This window comes from Allostella sp., from assembly GCF_041913585.1.
In the GTDB taxonomy this organism is placed as follows: Bacteria; Pseudomonadota; Alphaproteobacteria; order ATCC43930; family Allostellaceae; genus Allostella.
The window spans coordinates 3,065-22,395 of sequence record NZ_JAYSFE010000082.1 but is presented as its reverse complement, the minus strand read 5'-3'; the positions used below and the strand labels follow the sequence as shown (position 1 = coordinate 22,395).

Here is a 19,331-nt window from a genome sequence, read left to right as displayed (position 1 = left end):
CTGATGACGACGCCGGAATCCCTGGCGCTGATGCTGTCCTATCCCGACGCCGCCGCCATGTTCGGACGCCTCGCAGCGGTCGTCGTCGACGAACTCCACGCGCTCGCCGGCACCAAGCGCGGCGACCTGCTGGCGCTCGGCCTCGCGCGGCTGGCGGCCCTGGCGCCCGGCAGCCGCCGGATCGGACTGTCGGCGACCGTCGCCTATCCCGATGCGCTGGAGCGCTGGATCGGCGCCGGACGCGGAGCGGTGCGGCGCATCGCCGGCGGCACCGCCGCCCAGCCCGAGGTCTCGATCCTGATCCCGGAGGACCGGCTGCCATGGGCCGGCCACATGGCCGTTCACGCCATGCCGGCCGTCTATCGCGCCATCGCCGCGGCCGGAACCACCCTCGTCTTCGTCAACACCCGTGCCCAGGCGGAGATCGTCTTCCAGGAACTGTGGCGGCTCAACGACGCCAACCTGGCGATCGCGCTCCATCACGGCAGCCTCGCCGTCGAGCAGCGCCGCCGGGTCGAAGCTGCGATGGCCGCCGGGCAGCTGCGCGCGGTGGTCGCGACCTCGTCGCTCGACCTCGGCATCGACTGGGCCGCGGTCGACCTCGTGATCCAGGTCGGTGCGCCCAAGGGCGCAAGCCGGCTGGTCCAGCGCCTCGGCCGCTCGAACCATCGGCTCGACCGGCCGAGCCGCGCCATCGTGGTGCCGGCCAACCGCTTCGAGGTCCTGGAATGCCGGGCGGCCCTCGACGCAGTGGCGGCCGGCACGCTCGACGGCCAGGCACCCCGGCCGGGCGGGCTCGACGTCCTGGCGCAGCATGTCCTGGGCGCGGCCTGCGCCGGCCCGATCGACCCGGAGGCGCTCCATGCCGAGGTGGCAGGGACCCAGCCCTACGCCGACCTGTCGCGGGCCGAGTTCGACGCCGTCGTCCGCTTCGTCGAGAACGGCGGCTATGCGCTCGGCGGCTACGAGCAGTGGCGGCGGCTGGAGCGGCTGCCGGACGGTCGGCTGGCGCTCGCCGATCCGGCGGTGGCGCGCCGCTACCGGATGAATGTCGGGACCATCGTCGAGGCGACGACGCTCAAGGTCCGGCTCGGCCGCGGCCGGGTGCTGGGCGAGGTCGAGGAGTATTTCGCCCTCGGGCTGACGCCGGGCGACACCTTCCTCTTCGCCGGCCGGCTGCTGCGCTTCGAGGGCATCCGCGACATGGCGGTCGAGGCACGCCCGGCCACCGGCGACCAGCCGAAGATCCCGGCCTATGCCGGCGGACGAATGCCGTTGACGACCCATCTCGCCGAACGGGTGCGCGCATTGCTGGCCGACCCCGCCCACTGGGACCACCTGCCCGGCCCGGTCCACGAATGGCTCGACCTGCAGCGGCTGCGCTCGGTGCTGCCGGGCCCCGACGACCTGCTGGTCGAGACCTTCCCGCGCGGGCGCCTCCACTACCTCGTCGCCTACTGTTTCGAAGGCCGGAACGCGCACCAGACGCTGGGCATGCTGCTGACCCGGCGGATGGAACGGGCCGGCATGAAGCCGCTCGGCTTCGTCGCCACCGACTATGTCGTCGCCGTCTGGAGCCTGGCGCCGGTGCGCGACCCGGCGCCGCTCTTCGACGAGGACATGCTGGGCAACGACCTGGAGGAATGGATGGCCGAATCGACGCTGCTGAAGCGGACCTTCCGCAACGTCGCCGTCATCGCCGGCCTGATCGAGCGCCGCCACCCGGGCCAGGAGAAGACCGGCCGGCAGGTCACCTTCAACTCGGACCTGATCTACGACGTGCTGCGCCGACATGAGCCGGACCACGTCCTGCTGCGCGCGACGCGGGCGGACGCCGCCGAGGGGCTGACCGACGTGCGACGGCTGGGGCACCTGCTGGCGCGGGTGCGGGGCCGGATCCTGCACCGCCCGCTGCCGCGCATCTCGCCGCTGGCGGTGCCGGTGCTGCTGGAGATCGGACGGGAAGGCGTCGACGGGGCGCGCGACCATCTCCTGGAGGAGACGGCCGCGGCACTGGTCGCGGAGATGGAGGGCGCCGGGCCGCCGCCCTGAGGGGCGACAGCCCGGAACCCTCGCCTACTCGCCGGGCTCGGCGCCCCGGCTCTGGCGGTTGTAGCGGGCGGCGTCGCGCTCGGTCTGGCCGCCGCTGTATCCGAGCGGACGGTCGGCCGACGGCGGCGGCGGGCGGTAGGCCGGCGGGCGCTCCGGCGGACGCGGCCGATAGTCCGAGCGGCGGTCGGGCGGCCGGTAGTCGGGGCGGTAGTCCGGGCGGTAGTCCGGGCGGCGGTCGTAATAATACCCCGGCGTCGAGTAGTACGGCGCCGGGCTGTAGTAGGTACCGGAGGCGTAGCCGGACGGGCCGTAGTAGCCGTCGTAGTAGGGATCGTAGCAGCCGCCGAGCGCGAGCAATGCCGGCAGGGCGATCAGGGCGCGCAGACGCATGGCGGATCCTCCTCGGGTGTGCGTCGCCCGCGGTCCGTCAGTACGGATACCGCGGCGGATAGTAGTAGTAGCCGGGCGGCGGCGCGTAGTAGCCGGGCGGCGGATACGGCCCATAGCCGTAGTAGCTGTTGTAGTAGTCGCGCTGGTCGGCGGCGCGGCCGACGGTGTTGCCGACCGCGGCCCCCAGCAGCGTGCCGACGGCGGCGCCGGCGACCCGGCCGCTGCCGTGGCCGAACTGCGACCCGATGACGCCGCCCGCGACGGCGCCGACCGCGGTGCCGGCCGTCTCGTTCGGCCCGTAATATCCCGGCGCACATGCCGCGAGCGACAGTGCGGCCAATCCTGCGACGAGCGCGACCTTGACCATCAATTCCTCCGATGGCGGCGGAAACCCCACAACAACGTGCGGGAGAACGGGAATGTTCCGCGCGACGATGCTCCGGCCGACGAATCCTTCTAGATTGGTGTCGTCGATTTCCGTCCCGAGGCTCGAATATGGCGTCCGCACCGGTCGAACTCAACGGCACGTCGCTGCTGCTCGACCCGTCGGGAGCGGTATTCTGGCGCGAGCACGGGCTCCTCGCGGTCGCCGACCTCCATCTCGAGAAGGGATCGGCCTTCGCCCGGCGTGGCGCCCTGCTGCCGCCCTACGACACCCAGGCGACGCTGGAGCAGCTCGCGCGGACGGTCCGCCGTTTCCAGCCGCGCACCGTCGTCTGTCTCGGCGACAGCTTCCACGACACCGGCGGCCCGCAACGGCTGGCCGCCGGCGACCGCGTCCGCTTGGCGTCGCTGACCCGCGGGCGCGACTGGATCTGGGTCACCGGCAACCACGATCCGGTCGTCGCGCCCGACACGGGCGGCCGCAGCACGGCCGAGCTCGTGCTGGGCCCGCTCACCTTCCGGCACGAGGCCCGGACGGTGCCGGGTCCGGTGCCCGTCCGGGGCGAGGTCAGCGGCCACTTCCATCCCAAGGCCAGCATCGCGACCAGCGCCCGCCGCATCTCCGGCCGCTGCTTCGTCAGCGACGGCCAGCGCCTGATCCTGCCCGCCTTCGGCGCCTATGCCGGCGGCCTCGACGTCCTCGACCCCGCCATCGCCGGCCTGATGCGGCGGCATTTCGTCGCCTTCCTCCTCGGCCGCGACCGGCTCTTCGCCTTCCCGCGCGAGCAGTTGCAGCGCCGGGCGGCCTGAAACACCGGCGACGTCCATCTCCGTCCGGGTGATCCGCTCTCTCCCGTCGCGCGAATAGCGGGGGCATGTCGACCGCCGCCCCCATCATCGTCTGGTTCGAGCGCGATCTGCGTCTCGCCGACAACCCGGCCCTGGCGGAGGCGGTCCAGTCCGGCCGTCCCGTCCTGCCGCTCTTCGTCCTCGACGACGCCACCGCCGGGCCGTGGCGACGGGGTGCCGCGTCGCGCTGGTGGCTCGACCGGAGCCTCGCGGCGCTGGCCCGGGACCTGACAACGGTCGGCCTGCCGCTCCTCCTGCGGCGTGGCCCGGCGGCGCGCGCCGTGCCCGCCGTCGTCGCGGAAAGCGGCGCCGCGGCGGTCGTCTGGAACCGACGGTACGAGCCCTGGTCGCGTCCGCGCGACGCCGCGATCAAGGAGATGCTCGCCCAGTCCGGGATCGCCGTCCGCAGCCACAATGCCGGCTTGCTGCGGGAACCCTGGGAAGTCCGGACCGGCGAGGGCGAGCCTTACCGCGTGTTCACGCCGTTCTGGCGGACGCTGCGCGCCATCGGGGTCGCCGGACGGCCGCTGCCGGCGCCGGCCGCGGCGACCGCGCCCGCATCGCTGCCGGCGGGCGACCGGCTGGAGGACTGGGACCTGTCGCCGCGTCGCCCGGACTGGGCGGGTGGCCTGCGACGGACCTGGAGCCCGGGCGAGGCCGGCGCGCGCCGCCGTCTCACCGAATTCCTGTCGGCCGGGCTCGCCGGCTACCGCGACGGGCGCGACCGGCCGGACCGGCCCGGCACCTCGATGCTGTCGCCGCACCTCCATTTCGGCGAATTGTCGCCGCGCCTCGTATGGTCCGCGGTCGCCGACGCCGTCGCCGCCGACCCGGGCCTCGCCGCCGGCGGCGAGGCCTACCGCCGCGAACTCGGCTGGCGGGAGTTCAGCCACCATCTCCTCTTCCATCACGACCGGCTGCCCGACGCGCCGCTGCGGGCCGAGTTCGCCGACATGCCGTGGCGCCGGGCACCGGACGAGCTTCGCGCCTGGCAGCGGGGCCGCACCGGCTATCCGATCGTCGATGCCGGAATGCGCCAGCTGTGGGAGACCGGCTGGATGCACAACCGGGTGCGCATGGTGGTCGCCTCGTTCCTGGTCAAGGACCTGCTGATCCCGTGGCAGGAGGGCGCGGCCTGGTTCTGGGACACGCTGGTCGACGCAGACCTCGCCAACAACTCCGCCAGTTGGCAGTGGGTCGCCGGCTGCGGCGCCGACGCCCAGCCGTTCTTCCGCGTCTTCAACCCGGTCCTGCAGGGCCGGAAGTTCGATCCCGACGGCGCCTATGTGCGCCGCTTCGTGCCCGAGCTCGCGCGGCTCCCGGCGTCATGGATCCACGAGCCCTGGAAGGCGCCGGCGGACGTCCTGGCCGAGGCCGGCGTCCGGCTCGATCGCGACTACCCCCGCCCGATCGTCGACCATGGCGCCGCCCGCGGCCGGGCCCTGGCCGCTCTCGAGGCGACCCGGCGGAGCGCGGCATGAACCGCCCGGGACAGCGGATCGCCGTCGTCGGCGCCGGCATCTCCGGCCTCGGCGCCGCACTGGCGCTGGCCGAGCGCCACGACGTCACCGTCTACGAGGCGGAGTCGCGGCCGGGAGGGCACAGCAACACCGTCGAGGTGACGGCCGGCGGACGGACGGTCCCGGTGGACACCGGCTTCATCGTCTACAACCTCGACACCTATCCGAATCTGATCGCGCTCTTCGACCATCTCGGCGTCCCGACCCGGGCGAGCGACATGTCCTTCGCCGTGTCCGCCGACCGCGGGGCGCTGGAATATTCCGGCAGCGATCTCAACGGCCTCTTCGCCCAGCGCAGCAACCTCGTCCGTCCGCGCTTCCTCGGCATGGTCCGCGACATCCTGCGCTTCTATCGCGAGGCACCGGCGGTGCTGCTGCAGCCGGAGCGCCGCCAGAGCCTGGGCCAGTACCTCGCGGATGGCCGCTACGGCCGCGCCTTCGTCGACGACCATCTGCTGCCGATGGCGGCCGCCATCTGGTCCTGCCCGACCTCGGCGATGCTGGAGTTCCCGATCGTCAGCTTCGTGCGCTTCTGCCAGAACCACGGCCTGCTGCGCGTGCGCGACCGGCCGCAATGGCGCACGGTCGCCGGCGGCAGCCGGGAATATGTCCGCCGCCTGACCGCCCGGCTCGCCGGCCGCATCCGCCTCGCGACCCCGGTCGACGGCATCATCCGACTGCAGAACGCGGTGGTCGTGCGCGACCGCGGCGGCCACGAGGAGCGCTTCGACCAGGTGGTGCTCGCCGTCCACGGCGACCAGACCCTGGCGATGCTGCCGGACGCCGACCCGCACGAACGGGCGATCCTCGGCGCCTTCCGCTATGCGGCCAACCGCGCCGTGCTGCACGGCGATCCCCGCCTGATGCCGCGCCGCCGCAGCGTCTGGTCGAGCTGGAACTACCTCGCCACGCGGGACGATGCCGGGGCGCGCGCCGTCTCGGTCACCTACTGGATGAACCGGCTGCAGGGGCTCGATCCGGCGGTGCCGCTGTTCGTGTCGCTCAACCCGCCCGAGCCGCCGGCCCCCTCACAGGTCCATGCGGCCTTCGACTACATGCATCCGGTCTTCGATCAGGCGGCGATCGACGCGCAGGCGGCGCTGCCCCGGATCCAGGGGCGCCGCCGCACCTGGTTCTGCGGCGCCTGGTGCGGCCACGGCTTCCACGAGGACGGGCTGTCGGCCGGCCTCGCGGTGGCGGCGTCGCTGGGCGCCGCGCCGGCCTGGCGCCCGCGCCCGACGGCCGCGGCCGCATAGCGGGCGCCCGCATGACCGACGCCGCATGACCGCCGATCCGCGCCGCTCCGCGCTCTATCTCGGGCGGGTGATGCACCGGCGCGTCCGCCCGTTCGTCCACGGCTTCCGCTACCGCGTCTACGCGCTGCTGGTCGACCTCGACGAACTGCCCGTGCTCGACCGCGACCTGCGCCTCTTCGCCTACAACCGCGCCGGCCTCTTCTCCTTCCACGACCGCGACCACGGCCCGCGCGACGGCAGCCCGCTGCGACCCTGGATCGAGGCGCAGCTCGCCGCGGCCGGGATGGAGTTCCGCCCCGGCCGGATCGCCCTGCTCTGCTTCCCGAGGGTGCTCGGCTACGTCTTCAATCCGCTCTCGGTCTATTTCTGCCACGACCGCGACGGCCGCCTCGGCGCGATCCTCTACGAGGTCCGGAACACCTTCGGCGAGCAGCACGGCTACCTCCTGCCGGTCGGCGACGAGCGTCCCGACGGGTGGGTCCGCCAGACCCAGGACAAGCGCTTCTACGTGTCGCCCTTCCTGCCGATGGAGTGCCGCTACGCCTTCCGCATCCTGCCGCCGGGCGAGCGGCTGGCGGTCCTGATCCGGCAGACGGCGGCGCGGCCGGAGGGCGACGTCGAGGTCCTGGCCGCGACGCTGACCGGGGAGCGCCGCCCGCTCGACGACGCCTGGCTGGCGCGCATGGCGGTCGCCCTGCCGCTGCTGACCCTCAAGGTGCTGGTGGCGATCCATTGGCAGGCGCTGCGCCTGTGGCGCAAGGGCGCCCGCTTCCATCGTCGGCCTGATCCGCCGCCGCATCCCGTGACGTACGAGCCGCAACCGCCCCGCCCCGGAATCCCGACATGACCGCCGACACCGCCTTCGCTCTCCCCGCCGACTGGTCGGCACCGCTGGCCTGGGACCTCTCGGGCCTGCCGCGCGCGCTGCGCCTGATGCTGGCGCTCGCCCGGCGCATCCGGCGCGGCCGGCTGGTGATCGTGGTCCCGGACGGCCGCCGTTACACGGCCGAGGGGCCGGAGCCGGGCCGGACGGCGGTGCTGCTGGTCCGGCATCCCCGCCTCGCCCGGCGCCTGCTCGTCGGCGGCGCCACCGGCTTCGCCGAAAGCTACGTCGACGGCGACTGGGACAGCCCCGACCCGGCGGAACTGATGACGCTGGCCCTGGAGAACGAGGCCGCCATCGGCAGCACCCTCGACGGCAGCCGCTGGTACCGCGCCGCCGGCCGCATCCTGCACGCGCTGCGGCGCAACTCGCGCACCGGCAGCCGCCGCAACATCCGCCGCCACTACGACCTCGGCAACCGCTTCTATGCCGCCTGGCTCGACCCCGGCATGACCTACTCCAGCGCCGTCTTCGCGACCCCGGGCCAGGATCTCGCGGCGGCCCAGGAGGAGAAGTTCCGCCGGCTCGCCGCGCTGCTCGACCTCCGGCCCGGCATGCGGGTGCTGGAGATCGGCTGCGGCTGGGGTGCGCTCGCCCGCCATCTCGCGGCCGAGCACGGCTGCCGGGTCACCGCCGTCACCATCTCGCCGGCCCAGCACGCCCATGCCGTCGCCGCGGCGCAGGCGGCGGGCCTGGCCGACCGCGTCGACACCCGCCTCACCGACTACCGCGACGTCGGCGGCACGTTCGACCGGATCGTCTCGGTCGAGATGATCGAGGCGGTCGGGGAGCGCTACTGGCCGGTCTTCTTCGGACGTCTCGCCGACCGGCTGGCCCCGCACGGGGCGGCCGTGCTGCAGGCGATCACCATCGACGAACGCTTCTTCGACACCTATCGGCGCAGCGCCGATTTCATCCAGCGCCACGTCTTCCCCGGCGGGATGCTGCCGTCGCGGACGGTCATCCGCCAGCAGGCCGCCCGCGCCGGCCTCGCGGTCGCGGCCGACCACGGCTACGGCCCGCACTATGCGCGCACCCTGGAACTCTGGAAGGCACGCTTCGGCGCCGCCTGGCCCGAGATCGCCGGGATGGGGTTCGACGCGCGGTTCCGGCGCCTGTGGGACATGTATCTCGACTATTGCCGGGCGGGCTTCACGGCCGGGACCATCGACGTCCGGCACGTCCGGCTCGCCCGCGCCTGACGCCCGGGCAAAGGCCGCCGACGTGCTCGCCCGCACCCGCATCGCGGCCTATGCCCTGCCGGCGCTGCCGCTGGCGGCGCTGACGCTGCCGGTGTTCGTCCACCTGCCGGCCTTCTACGGCGACACGCTCGGGCTCGGCCTCGGCGTCGTCGGGTCGATCCTGCTGGCGGCACGCCTGGTCGACGTGGCGAGCGACCCGCTGGTCGGCTGGCTCAGCGACCGCACCCCGGCCGCCCTCGGCCGGCGCCGCGTCTGGCTCGCGGCCGGCACCCCGCTCCTGGCCTGGGCGGCGTGGGAACTGCTGCGCCCGCCGTCCGACGCCGGTCCCGGCCATCTGCTGTTGTGGAGCGTCCTGCTCTATCTCGGCTGGACGATGGTGTCGCTGCCCTACCAGGCCTGGGGCGCCGAACTGTCCGGCGACTACCACGAGCGCACCTGCATCGCCGGCTGGCGCGAGGGCGCGACGGTCGCCGGAACCCTGCTCGCGGCCGGCCTGCCGGCCCTGTGGGCCGAAGGCTCCGGGCCGGCCCTGTCGGCGATCGCGGCAGGCGTCGTGGTGCTGCTGCCGCTCACGGTCGCGCTCTGTCTGTGGCGGGTGACGGAGCCGGCGGCCCCGCCGCCCGGCTTGCGCGGGCGCGCCGCGCTGCGGCTGGTGATCGACAACCGGCCGTTCCGCCGACTGCTCGGCGCCTACCTGCTGAACGGCTTCGCCAACGGCCTGACGGCGACGCTCTTCGTGCTCTTCGTGACCCACCGGCTGGCGGCGACGGAGGCGGCCGGGCCGCTGCTGCTGCTCTATTTCCTGGCCGGTCTGGCCAGCGTCCCGATCTGGCTCTGGGCGAGCCGCCGGCTCGGCAAGCACCGCGCCTGGTGCGTCGCGATGCTGCTCGCCTGCGCCGCCTTCGCGGCCGTGCCGCTGCTCGGCGCGGGCGACGTCGTCGCGTTCGCCTTCGTCTGCGTCGCGACGGGGCTCACGCTCGGCGCCGACCTCGCCCTGCCGGGCGCCATCCAGGCCGACGTCGTCGACCTCGACACCGCCGGCGGCGGCGGGCGGCGGGCCGGCCTCTTCTTCGCCCTCTGGGGCATGGCGACCAAGCTCGCGCTGGCGCTCGCCGTCGGCATCGCCTTTCCGGTGCTCGGATGGGCCGGCTTCGCCGCCGGTGGCGACGCCCAGCCGGCGGCCGCGCTGACCGCGCTCGGCCTCCTCTACGGCCTCGCCCCGCTGCCGCTCAAGCTCGCGGCGATCGCCGTGATGTGGCGCTTCCCGCTCACCGAGGCGGTGCAGCGCGACCTCCGCCGGCGCATCGACCAGGAACCCAGGACAGAGCCCGACGATGCCGACATCCCGACGCCTCGCCCACCTGCTTCTGCTCCCGCTCCTCTTCATCGCCGGATGCAGCCCCATGAAGCCTGAAGACTTCGCCGGCACCGAGCCGAGGCTGGTGCTTGAGGATTACTTCCAGGGGCGGACCCGCGCCTGGGGCATCTTCCAGGACCGCTTCGGCACCGTCCGCCGCCAGTTCGTCGTCGACATCGACGGCACCTGGGATGGCGAGACGCTGACCCTGGCCGAGGAGTTCCGCTACTCCGACGGCGAACGCGACCGCCGGGTCTGGCGCATCCGCCGCACCGGTGAGCACGGCTACGAGGGCACGGCCGACGATGTCGAGGGCGTGGCGGTCGGCGCCGCCTACGGGCAGGCGCTCAACTGGGCCTACACGCTCCGCCTGCGGGTCGGCGACGACACCTGGCGGGTGCGGTTCGACGACTGGATGTTCCTGCAGCCCGACGGCAAGCTCATCAACCGCGCGACGGTCAGCAAGTTCGGCATTGCCATCGGCGAGGTTCTGATCTTCTTCAGCAAGGACCGGACGGCCGCCGCCCTGCCGGAGGAGCAGCACCGGCCGGCCGCCTGACCGGAGGACGCCCACGCCATGCACTTCCTGCTCGTCTTCCTCGGCGCCGGCTTCGGCGGGGTCCTGCGCCACGGCGTCAATCTCGCCACGGTGCGGTTCGGCCTCGCCGGATTTCCGTGGGGGACGCTGGCGGTCAACGTCAGCGGCTCCCTCGCCATGGGACTGATCGCCGGATGGTTCGCCTTCCGCGGCACGGCCGGCGGTCAGGACCTGCGCCTCTTCCTCACCACCGGCGTGCTCGGCGGCTTCACCACCTTCTCCGCCTTCTCCCTCGACACGATGCTGCTGTGGGACCGCGGCGAGGCCGGTCCGGCCGTCCTCTACGTCCTCGGCTCGGTCCTGCTCTCGATCGCCGGCGTCGCCGCCGGCCTTGCGGCAATGCGCGCCGCGGCCTGATCGCGAAGCCCCCGTCCGCGCTCCACCTGCACGCGATACGGGAAGTCCCGGACGATGGGACCTCGCACACTGGTTGCGCGGACTCGTCCCCGACGATATGAGCGTTGCGGCGCTGCCGTCACGGCCGGCCGAACGATAGGAGCGGCCCCCGCGCGTGCGCCACGTCACCGTCAACTTCGTCCGCTTCGGCGCCCCCGGCGAGGGCGAAGCGGCTCTCCGGCGCGCCACCTGCCTCGTCGAGAATGCCCGCCACCTGCGGCGGCACGGGCGGTCCGACGGCGCGACGCTCGACATCGTCCTCCTCGGCGACATCGAGGCGCTGTCGCCCGAGACCCGGGCCGAACTCGCCCGGCCGCCCTGCCGCCTGCATGACGGGCGGGCCGCGTACGAGGCGCTGATCGCCCGCCATCCGCGCCTGATGGAACGCTTCTCGGGCCCCTACGGGGTGATCGGCTTCGCCCTGCTGCGCTGGACCCTGATCGCACGCCTGTTCCCGGGCGAGCCGGTCCTCTGTTACGACGGCGACGTGCTGCACAACGTGCCGCTCCGCGGACTCGAACGCGCGTTCGCCGGGCTGACGACGACCGCCACCTCGACCTGCTTCGCCGCCGTCGCGGACCCCGGCTGGTTCCGCGCCTGGGAGCGGGCGGTGGCCGACCTCGAGGACGATCCCGGTCGCTTCGACCGGCTGATGCAGCCCCTGGCGGGCACCGGCGCCACCCCCCAGCTCAGCGCCGAGGAGTTCCTCGCCAAGGTGCTGATCGAGAACGGCACCCTGCGCCAGGACCCGCTGCCGGCGAGCTTTCCGTACTGGCTCGTCCCCAACCCGCACGCGCTGCCGCGGCTCCACTGCTATGTCCGCCCGCGCGGGGCGCCCGAGCGCCTGGAGACGCCGATGCGCTACGAGCGGCGGGACGGCATCGACTGGGTGAACGGCCGGCCGGTCGCCTTCTGGCACCTGCAGAAGCCATTCCTGAACCAGCTCGGGGTCCTGAACGCGCTCGACGGCTCCGATCCGGCCCGGCATCCGGGACGGGTGCCGGCGCTGTCCTTCTACGGCCGCTTCCCCTATGCAGCGCTCGTGCGCGCGGTCGACCCCTATCACGACGAGCTCTCGATGCCGATGCCGGGGCCGGAGCTGCGGCCGCTCGCCCGGACGATGGCGGCGGCCGAACAGCGCCACTGGCGCGAGGGCACGCCGCTCGCCGGCAACCCGTTCTCTCCCGCCGCGATCTACCGGCGATATTTCGAGGAGGGCGATCTCGGCCTCCTCTTCAACGATCGCACCTGGCCGGTGCCGGGAACCTGGGCGTGACCGAGATCCTGGTCGTCGGCGCCGGCTTCGCCGGTGCGGTCACCGCCCGGGAACTGGCCGAGGCCGGGTTCGGCGTCCGCGTCGTCGATGCCCGCGACCATGTCGGCGGCAACGCCTACGATGCGCCGGACCCCCACGGCGTCCTGCTGCACCGCTACGGCCCGCATATCTTCCACACCAACAGCGACCGGGTGCTGGCCTGGCTGTCGCGCTTCACCGGGTGGCGGCCCTACGAGCACCGGGTGCTCGCCTCGGTCGACGGGATGCTGGTGCCGGTGCCGATCAACCGCACCACCATCAATCGCCTCTACGGCCTCGACCTCGACGAGGCGGGCGTCGCCCGTCACCTGGAAGCGGTGCGCCGCCCGGTCGAGCGCCCGGCCAACAGCGAGGAACTGCTGCTCGCCACGATCGGCCCCGACCTCTGCGACCGCCTCTTCCGCGGCTACAGCCGCAAGCAGTGGGGCCGCGAACTGTCGGAGCTGGGGCCGCAGGTGGCGGGACGCATCCCGGTGCGCACCGGCGACGACGACCGCTACTTCACCGACACCCACCAGTGCATGCCGGCCGACGGCTACACCGCGATGTTCCGGCGCATCCTCGACCATCCGCGCATCCGGCTCGAACTCGCGACCCGGTTCGACCCGGCGCATGATGGCGGCCGATGGGCGCATGTCGTCTATACGGGGCCGATCGACGGCTTCTTCGGCCAGCGGTTCGGCCCGCTGCCCTACCGCTCGCTGCGCTTCGAGACCGAGCATCACCCGGACCGCGAGTTCGCCCTGCCGGTCGCCACCGTCAACCACCCGAACGCGCACGCCTACACGCGCATCACCGAGTTCAAGCACATGACGGGGCAGCGCTGCCGCGGCACGACGCTGGTGCGGGAGTATCCGACCGCCGACGGGCCGCCCTTCTATCCGGTCCCGAACGCCCAGTCCGAGCAGCTCTATCTTCGCTACCGGGCGCTCGCCGATGCCCTGCCGGAGGTCTCGTTCGTCGGGCGGCTGGCCGAATACCGCTACTACAACATGGACCAGGTGGTGGCGGCGGCGCTGCGGACGGCCGGCCGGATCGTCGCGCGGCTGGCGCCCGCCGGCCGATAGCCCGCCCCGGCCCCGGCGGTCACCCGGCTGGCGGAAAGACACCGACGCGGCGGCGGACGGCGCGGATCGCCATCCCCAGCACCGGCACCCGCTGGTAGAGCTGGGCCGCCGCGTCCCAATGGTCGACATGGAGGCTGGCCCGGCCGTCGGCCGCGAAATGCACCTCGCTCACCCCCTCGATGGCCCAGCGGCCGCCGGTGAACCGCCAGCGCAGGTAGGCGGCGGCGCCGACCGCGACGTCGGTGACCGCGAAGCGCGCATCCGGCAGGTCGGCGAACATGCGCGCCAGCACCCGCCGCATCCCGTCGATCCCGACGACGTCGTTGAAGGGATCGACGAAGCGCACCTCCGGCACCACCACCTCGTCGAGCCGCTCGAGGGCGGCCGGCGCCAGGGTCTCGAAGAACCGGCCATAGGCGGTCGCGGCAGCGATCATGCTCCCCTCCCGGTCACCCGGCGGACGATCGGGAAATAGAGCGCATAGGGCAGGATGCGAAGGAGCTTCAGGCTCCAGGCGAGACGGCGCGGAAAGACGATCTCGAAGCGGTCGCTCTCCATGCCCCGGCGCAGGCGTCGCGCCGCCGCCTCGGCCGACATCAGGAACGGCATCGGGAAGTCGTTGCGATCGGTGAGCGGGGTGCGGACGAAGCCGGGCGACACCAGTTGCAGCACGACGCCGGCCGCCGCCAGTTCCGGCCGCAGCGCCTCCGCCATGTTGACGAGCGCCGCCTTGGAGGCGCCGTAGGCAGCCGCCGTCGGCAGGCCGGAATAGCCGGCGACCGAGCCGACGACGGCGATCCGCCCCGAGCGCCGCCGGATCATGCGCTCCATCACCGGGGCGAGCGACCGCACCGTGCCGAGAAGGTTGGTCTCGATCAGGTCCGCGAAGGCCTCGGCGTCGAAACTCCCGGCCGACATCGGCCGGTGGGTCCCGGCATTCAGCACCGCCTGCCCGATCGGCCCCATCTCGGCCTCGATCCGCGCGACCGCCGCGCGGCAGGCCTCGGCGTCGGTGACGTCGAGCGGATAGGGACGGACGGACGGCGCCTCGGCGGCGAGCGCGTCCAGCGCCGGGCGGCCGCGGGCGCTGGCCGCGACCTGCCAGCCGGCCGCCGCCATTTCGAGCGCGAGGGCCCGGCCGATGCCGGACCCGGCGCCGGTGATCCAGGCGACGCGGGTCACGGCTCGACCCCGAGCCGGCGCCGGAAGTCGGCCGCCTGGCGGCGCATCGTCGCCAGGCGCCCGGGCGCCAAGCGGTCGAGATTGCGATAGGGCATGGCCATGCGTGGGTTGCCCGCGAGCCGGGCGCGCTGGCGCGCCAGGAAATCCCAATAGAGGAAGTTGAAGGGACAGGCTCCCTCCCCCTCCGCCCGTCCGGGATCGTAGCGACAGGCGCCGCAATAGTCGGACATGCGGTCGATGTAGCGGCCGCTCGCGGCGTAGGGCTTGGACGCGAGACGGCCGCCGTCGGCGAAGAGGGCCATGCCGTGCGTGTTCGGCAGTTCGACCCACTCGAAGGCGTCGGCATAGACGGCGAGGTACCATTCCTCGACCGCCCGCGGTTCGACCCCGAGCAGCAGGGCGAAATTGCCGGTGACCATCAGGCGCTGGATGTGATGGGCATAGGCTTCGCGGCGCGTCTGGCCGATGCATTCCGCGAGGCAGCGGAGGTCGGTATCGCCCGTCCAGTAGAGGGCGGGAAGCCGACCCTCGGCTTCCAATGCGTTGCTCGCGGCATAGTCGGGCATGCCCAGCCAGTAGACCCCGCGCATGTATTCCCGCCAGCCGATGATCTGGCGGATGAAGCCCTCGGCGGCGTTGATCGGCGCCCGGCCGGCCCGCCATTCCGCCTCGACCGCCCGGCACATGGCGAGCGGGTCGAGCAGGCCGACGTTGAGGTAGAGCGAGCAGACCGAGTGGAACAGCGTCGGCGCACCGGCGCGCATCGCGTCCTGGTGGTCGCCGAAGCGCGGCAGCGCCGTCGCCAGGAAATGCGCGAAGACGCGCTCGGCGTCGCCCCGGGTGACGGCGAACCAGAAGGGCTCGGCATCGCCGAAATGGGAGCCGAACCGGCGCGACACGAGCGCCAGCACGGCCCAGGTCTCGCGATCCGGCGCGAAGCGCAACGGCTCGGGCGCCGCCGCGTCCCTGGGCAGCGGCTTGCGGTTGTCGGCATCGAAGTTCCAGGTCCCGCCCTCGGGCTCGCCCGTCGGGGTCATCAGCAGCCCGGTGCGCCGCCGCATCGTGCGGTAGAAGTGCTCCATCCGGAACTGCCGTCGTCCTTCCGCCCAGCGCGCGAACTCCTCCTGCGAGCAGAGGAACCGGCGGTCCGGCCGGACCTCCACGGGGACCCCCAGCCGCTCCGCCCAGCCGGCCATGTCCGCCGCCAGGCGCCATTCGCCGGGCTCGGTGGCGATCACCCGGTGGGCGCCGTGGCGGCGCACGGCACGCGCCACCTCGCCGCGGAGACTGCCGCTGTTGCCGGGATCGTCGAGGCGGACATGATCGACCGCGAACCCGGCCGCCGCCAGGGCCGCCGCGTGGTGGCGCATCGCCGACAGGACGAAGGCGATCTTCTTGGGATGGTGCGGAACGTAGGTCGCCTCCGCGGCGACCTCCGCCATCAGCACCACGTCCCCCGGCGCCCAGGCGTCCAGCGCCGACAGGCCGGGGTCGAGCTGGTCGCCGAGGACGAGACGGAGCGCCCCCATCAGCCGCCGGCGAGGCGCGCCGGCGCCTGCTCGGCATAGTCGAAGCGGGCGCCGCGATAGTCGAAGGCGATGCGCCGCAGGCGCTCGCCACCGTCGTACCAGAGATCGACATCGAGGTCGCCGCGCACCGAGTAGCGGGTGGCGAGCAGGCCGGCCGGCAGGCGTTCCTCGCCTTCGCGCCGGACGCGGACATCGAGCAGGCGGCCGGTCTGGGTGTCGAGGAGGCGGGTGCGGTCGGGGTCGATCGGCCGCCAGTAGCTCGTCGGCAGCACGTCCCCCGGCAGAAGGCGGTCGCCAGCGCTCGCTTCGATCGCAAAGCCGGCCTGGGTGGCGCGCCCGCGGACGGACGTGACCGTGCCGTTGTCGTCGGTCCGGGTGTCGATCGCGACCAGCCGGCCGTCACGCCAGGTCTCGCGGTTGCGGTGGCTGTAGCGGTAGACGGTGACGAAGGCGATCCGCACCTGCAGGTCGATCTCCACCGCGACCCGCGTCTCGTCGCCGACCTGCTCGGTGCGGATGCGGTGCGTCCCGATCGGGGATCCCTCGCGCATCACCGTGAAGCGGCTGTCGGCGGGTTCGCCGCCGCCGCCGGAGAGGGCGGCGACGGCGGCGGCTGCGGCGGCGAGGGACGATGCCATGGCTCGGGCGCTCCGTCGGGGATCGGTTGATGCCGATACGCGGCGCGCCGTCGCTTGGATCGCCTCCGCCGATCGCGCCATTGCCGATCGCGCCACTGGCACACCGGCGCCGGCGTGCCATATTGGGTCGCATGACGTATCGCGACCGCCGCCGCTTCCTGGCGCTCGCCGCCGGCACCATCGCCGCCGGCGCCATGGCGCCCGCCCATGCCTTCCGGATCATGCCGATGGATGCCGCGACGGCGGAGAGCCTGGGGGCCGCCTGCGCCGCCGCCGCCGACGATCATGCGCGACGGCGCCGGCTCCTGATCGCGGCCAACGCCGCCCTCCCCGAGGACCGTCGGCTGGCGCCGGCGGCGCTCGAGGAGATCGTGGCGCGGACCGCCTGCCCGGCCTGCGGCTGCCCGCTCGGCCCGCCGCTGCCGACGGACTGAGCGGCTTCAGTTGCCGGCGGACAGGCACCCGGCGAGCGCGCCGGCCATGTCCCGCATCAGGGTCGCGTAGAGCGCAGGCCCGTCGGCGATCGCCGCACCCAGGGGGTCGAGCATGGCGGGACGGGCCGGGGTCCCCTCGGTCACGGTCGCCACCAGTCCTGCATCGAACTGCGGCTCGCGGAAGACGCAGGACGCGCCCGATTGGGCGATCCGCTTGCGCAGCGCCTGGAGGCGGCGGGCGCCGGGCTTGCGCTCGGGCGAGACCGCGATGGCGCCGACCGCGTTCAGGCCGTAGCGCTGCTCCAGATACTGGTAGGCGTCGTGGAAGACGAGGAAGGGCCGGCCGCGGACCGGCTCCAGGCGCCGCGCCAGTTCCGCATCCAGCGCCTCCAGGTCCGCCGCCGCGCGCCGGGCGTTCTCGCGGTAGCGGCCGGCGTTCGCGGCGTCGATCGCGGCGAGACGCTCGGCGACGGCGCCGACCACCGCCCGCGCATTGGCCGGGTCGAGCCAGATATGGCCGTCGAGTTCCGCCTCGCCCGCCTTGCCGCCGTGGGAATGGCCGTGGTCGTGGTCGTCCTCGCCCCAGGGACCGCCCTCGCGGGCCGGCAGCGCCCGCACGCCGTCGGCCCGGGTCAGCGTCAGCACCTTCGAGCGCCTGGCGAGCGCGGCCAGGGGCTTGGCCAGCGGGGTTTCGAGCGCTGGGCCGACCCAGACGACGAGATCGGCGCCCTCGAGCCGCCGCGCGTCGGACGGGCGCAGGCTCCAGGTGTGCGGCGAGGCGGCGCCGCGCATCAGCAGCACCGGTTCGCCGACCCCTGCCATCACTTGCGAGACCAGGGAGTGGACGGGCTTCACGGTCGTCACCACATCGACGGCGGCGGCGGGCGCAGCGGCCGCAATGGTGGCGAAGGCGGCAGCGGCGAAGAGGCGACGGGCCATTCCAGAACCTCGGGAAGTCTCGTAAGGTGGTGCGGACGAGCGCTTATGTTATAATGTTACACTCATGAATACCAGCCCCCCGCCCGCCGACGGGCCGTTTCCGTCGCCCGGGCACGACCATGCCCACTGCGTCGAGACGGCGATCGCGCGCGCCGAGACCCTCTGCGCCGTCCGCGGCGCCCGCCTGACCGGCCTGCGCCGTCAGGTGCTGGAACTGGTGTGGCAGAGCCACGGGCCGATCGGCGCGTACGATCTGCTCGACCGGCTGCGCGGGCTGCGCAGCGGCGCCGCGCCGCCCACGGTCTATCGCGCGCTCGACTTCCTGATCGAGCAGGGGCTGGTCCACCGCATCGCCCGCCTCAACGCCTTCGTCGGCTGCGACCATCCGGACGCGCCGCACCAGGGGCAGTTCCTGATCTGCACCGCCTGCGGCGGCTCGGCCGAGCTCGACGAGCCGGAGATCGCCCGCGCCATCGATCGTCGCGCCGCGGCGCTGGGCTTCCGGGTCGACACCCGCACGGTCGAGGTGACCGGCGTCTGCCCGCGCTGCCAGGCGGCCTGAAGGAATCCCGCGATGGCCAGCCGACCGCCGGGCGGCCCACCGCTGGTGGCGCTCCACGCCGCCAGCTACCGCATCGGCGAGGCGACGCTCGTCGACGGCGTGTCGCTGTCCGTGTCCCCGGCCGAGATCGTCTCGCTGATCGGGCCCAACGGCGCCGGCAAGACGACCACGGTACGGCTGGCGCTGGGCCTGCTCCGGCCGAGCTCGGGGACGGTCGAACGGCGGCCCGGCCTCGTCGTCGGCTACGTGCCCCAGAAGCTGGCGGTCGACCGCAGCCTGCCGCTGACCGTGCGCCGCCTGCTGTCGCTGACCGCGCGCGCCGGCCGCGCGGCGGAGGACGCGGCACTCGAGGAGACCGGCGTCCCGCACCTGGCGGAGCGCGAGGTCCACGACCTGTCCGGCGGCGAATGGCAGCGCGTGCTGATCGCCCGGGCCCTGCTGCGGCGCCCGGACCTCCTCGTCCTCGACGAGCCGGTCCAGGGCGTCGACGTCACCGGCCAGGCCGAGCTCTTCGGCCTCATCCGCGAACTGCGGGACCGGCGCGGCTGCGGCGTCCTCCTCGTCTCCCACGACCTCCACCTGGTGATGGCGGCGACCGACGCCGTGATCTGCCTCAACCGCCATGTCTGCTGCAGCGGCCGGCCGGACCACGTCGTCCGCGACCCCGCCTATCGCGACCTCTTCGGCGACGCCGCCGCGGCGCTCGCCGTCTATGCCCACCACCACGACCATGTCCACGACGCGACCGGCGCCGTCGTGTCGGGCGGCCACGGCCACG

Annotated in this window: 21 protein-coding genes; 14 read left to right on the top strand and 7 right to left on the bottom strand. The window is 73.5% G+C overall.

Annotated features, from left to right (window positions below; all coding sequences use genetic code 11):
• On the top strand, window positions 1-2,052 hold a 2,052-nt coding region (locus ACE3Q3_RS15740; protein WP_374447682.1), incomplete at its 5' end, for a ligase-associated DNA damage response DEXH box helicase.
• Window positions 2,053-2,076: 24 nt separating this feature from the next.
• Here the strand turns inward: ACE3Q3_RS15740 and ACE3Q3_RS15735 are convergent.
• Window positions 2,077-2,442 carry a hypothetical protein gene (locus ACE3Q3_RS15735; protein WP_374447681.1) on the bottom strand — a complete coding sequence of 122 codons (366 nt, stop codon included), beginning with the start codon at window positions 2,440-2,442 and terminating at the stop codon, window positions 2,077-2,079.
• 37 nt (window positions 2,443-2,479) lie between these two features.
• A complete protein-coding gene (locus ACE3Q3_RS15730) occupies window positions 2,480-2,809 on the bottom strand; it encodes a glycine zipper 2TM domain-containing protein (RefSeq protein WP_374447680.1) in 330 nt (109 codons plus the stop codon).
• A gap of 128 nt (window positions 2,810-2,937) precedes the next feature.
• On the opposite strand from ACE3Q3_RS15730, the gene pdeM reads away from it, so the two are divergent.
• The 10 genes from pdeM (at window position 2,938) to glf (ending at window position 13,269) form a co-directional block, all read left to right on the top strand.
• Window positions 2,938-3,636, top strand: a complete 699-nt coding sequence (gene pdeM / locus ACE3Q3_RS15725; RefSeq protein WP_374447679.1) for a ligase-associated DNA damage response endonuclease PdeM — start codon at window positions 2,938-2,940, stop codon at window positions 3,634-3,636.
• A 65-nt stretch (window positions 3,637-3,701) separates the two neighbouring features.
• Window positions 3,702-5,156, top strand: a complete 1,455-nt coding sequence (locus ACE3Q3_RS15720; protein ID WP_374447677.1) for a deoxyribodipyrimidine photo-lyase — start codon at window positions 3,702-3,704, stop codon at window positions 5,154-5,156.
• On the top strand, window positions 5,153-6,451 hold the full coding sequence (locus tag ACE3Q3_RS15715; protein WP_374447675.1) for an NAD(P)/FAD-dependent oxidoreductase: 1,299 nt from the start codon (window positions 5,153-5,155) through the stop codon (window positions 6,449-6,451). Before ACE3Q3_RS15720 ends, ACE3Q3_RS15715 begins: the two co-directional genes overlap by 4 nt.
• Before the next feature lie 25 nt (window positions 6,452-6,476).
• A complete protein-coding gene (locus ACE3Q3_RS15710) occupies window positions 6,477-7,298 on the top strand; it encodes a DUF1365 domain-containing protein (RefSeq protein ID WP_374447674.1) in 822 nt (273 codons plus the stop codon).
• Window positions 7,295-8,536 (top strand): class I SAM-dependent methyltransferase, encoded by a 1,242-nt coding sequence (locus ACE3Q3_RS15705; protein ID WP_374447672.1) that lies wholly within the window; start codon window positions 7,295-7,297, stop codon window positions 8,534-8,536. Before ACE3Q3_RS15710 ends, ACE3Q3_RS15705 begins: the two co-directional genes overlap by 4 nt.
• A 22-nt stretch (window positions 8,537-8,558) precedes the next feature.
• Entirely contained in the window at window positions 8,559-9,950 is a 1,392-nt protein-coding gene (locus ACE3Q3_RS15700; protein ID WP_374447669.1) for an MFS transporter, read from the top strand.
• Window positions 9,940-10,452 carry a DUF3833 domain-containing protein gene (locus ACE3Q3_RS15695; RefSeq protein WP_374447668.1) on the top strand — a complete coding sequence of 171 codons (513 nt, stop codon included), beginning with the start codon at window positions 9,940-9,942 and terminating at the stop codon, window positions 10,450-10,452. Before ACE3Q3_RS15700 ends, ACE3Q3_RS15695 begins: the two co-directional genes overlap by 11 nt.
• A gap of 18 nt (window positions 10,453-10,470) precedes the next feature.
• The gene (gene crcB / locus ACE3Q3_RS15690) at window positions 10,471-10,848 is read left to right on the top strand and encodes a fluoride efflux transporter CrcB (RefSeq protein WP_374447666.1); all 378 of its coding nucleotides are present in this window, start codon (window positions 10,471-10,473) and stop codon (window positions 10,846-10,848) included.
• Between the two features lie 154 nt (window positions 10,849-11,002).
• The gene (locus tag ACE3Q3_RS15685; RefSeq protein ID WP_374447665.1) at window positions 11,003-12,163 is read left to right on the top strand and encodes a hypothetical protein; all 1,161 of its coding nucleotides are present in this window, start codon (window positions 11,003-11,005) and stop codon (window positions 12,161-12,163) included.
• Window positions 12,160-13,269 (top strand): UDP-galactopyranose mutase, encoded by a 1,110-nt coding sequence (glf, locus tag ACE3Q3_RS15680; protein WP_374447664.1) that lies wholly within the window; start codon window positions 12,160-12,162, stop codon window positions 13,267-13,269. The genes ACE3Q3_RS15685 and glf overlap by 4 nt, the downstream gene beginning before the upstream one ends.
• 19 nt (window positions 13,270-13,288) lie before the next feature.
• Here the strand turns inward: glf and ACE3Q3_RS15675 are convergent, their stop codons facing one another.
• From ACE3Q3_RS15675 to ACE3Q3_RS15660, 4 genes are read right to left on the bottom strand one after another with little or no spacing between them, the layout of a single operon-like run.
• Window positions 13,289-13,705, bottom strand: coding sequence for a nuclear transport factor 2 family protein (locus tag ACE3Q3_RS15675; protein ID WP_374447663.1), 417 nt, complete (start codon window positions 13,703-13,705; stop codon window positions 13,289-13,291).
• A complete protein-coding gene (locus ACE3Q3_RS15670; protein WP_374447660.1) occupies window positions 13,702-14,451 on the bottom strand; it encodes an SDR family NAD(P)-dependent oxidoreductase in 750 nt (249 codons plus the stop codon). Before ACE3Q3_RS15670 ends, ACE3Q3_RS15675 begins: the two co-directional genes overlap by 4 nt.
• Entirely contained in the window at window positions 14,448-15,980 is a 1,533-nt protein-coding gene (locus ACE3Q3_RS15665) for a cryptochrome/photolyase family protein (protein WP_374447659.1), read from the bottom strand. Before ACE3Q3_RS15665 ends, ACE3Q3_RS15670 begins: the two co-directional genes overlap by 4 nt.
• Window positions 15,980-16,618, bottom strand: coding sequence for a DUF6134 family protein (locus ACE3Q3_RS15660; RefSeq protein WP_374447657.1), 639 nt, complete (start codon window positions 16,616-16,618; stop codon window positions 15,980-15,982). Before ACE3Q3_RS15660 ends, ACE3Q3_RS15665 begins: the two co-directional genes overlap by 1 nt.
• Before the next feature lie 131 nt (window positions 16,619-16,749).
• Between ACE3Q3_RS15660 and ACE3Q3_RS15655 the strand changes: the two genes are divergently transcribed.
• Window positions 16,750-17,052, top strand: a complete 303-nt coding sequence (locus ACE3Q3_RS15655; RefSeq protein WP_374447655.1) for a hypothetical protein — start codon at window positions 16,750-16,752, stop codon at window positions 17,050-17,052.
• 6 nt (window positions 17,053-17,058) lie between these two features.
• Here ACE3Q3_RS15655 and ACE3Q3_RS15650 read toward each other — a convergent pair whose 3' ends face one another.
• Complete coding sequence (locus tag ACE3Q3_RS15650) at window positions 17,059-17,991, bottom strand: zinc ABC transporter substrate-binding protein (protein WP_374447654.1); 933 nt, start codon at window positions 17,989-17,991, stop codon at window positions 17,059-17,061.
• Between the two features lie 64 nt (window positions 17,992-18,055).
• On the opposite strand from ACE3Q3_RS15650, the gene ACE3Q3_RS15645 reads away from it, so the two are divergent.
• Complete coding sequence (locus ACE3Q3_RS15645) at window positions 18,056-18,553, top strand: Fur family transcriptional regulator (protein WP_374447652.1); 498 nt, start codon at window positions 18,056-18,058, stop codon at window positions 18,551-18,553.
• A gap of 12 nt (window positions 18,554-18,565) precedes the next feature.
• A partial coding sequence (locus ACE3Q3_RS15640) for a metal ABC transporter ATP-binding protein (protein ID WP_374447651.1) occupies window positions 18,566-19,331 on the top strand: 766 nt, incomplete at its 3' end.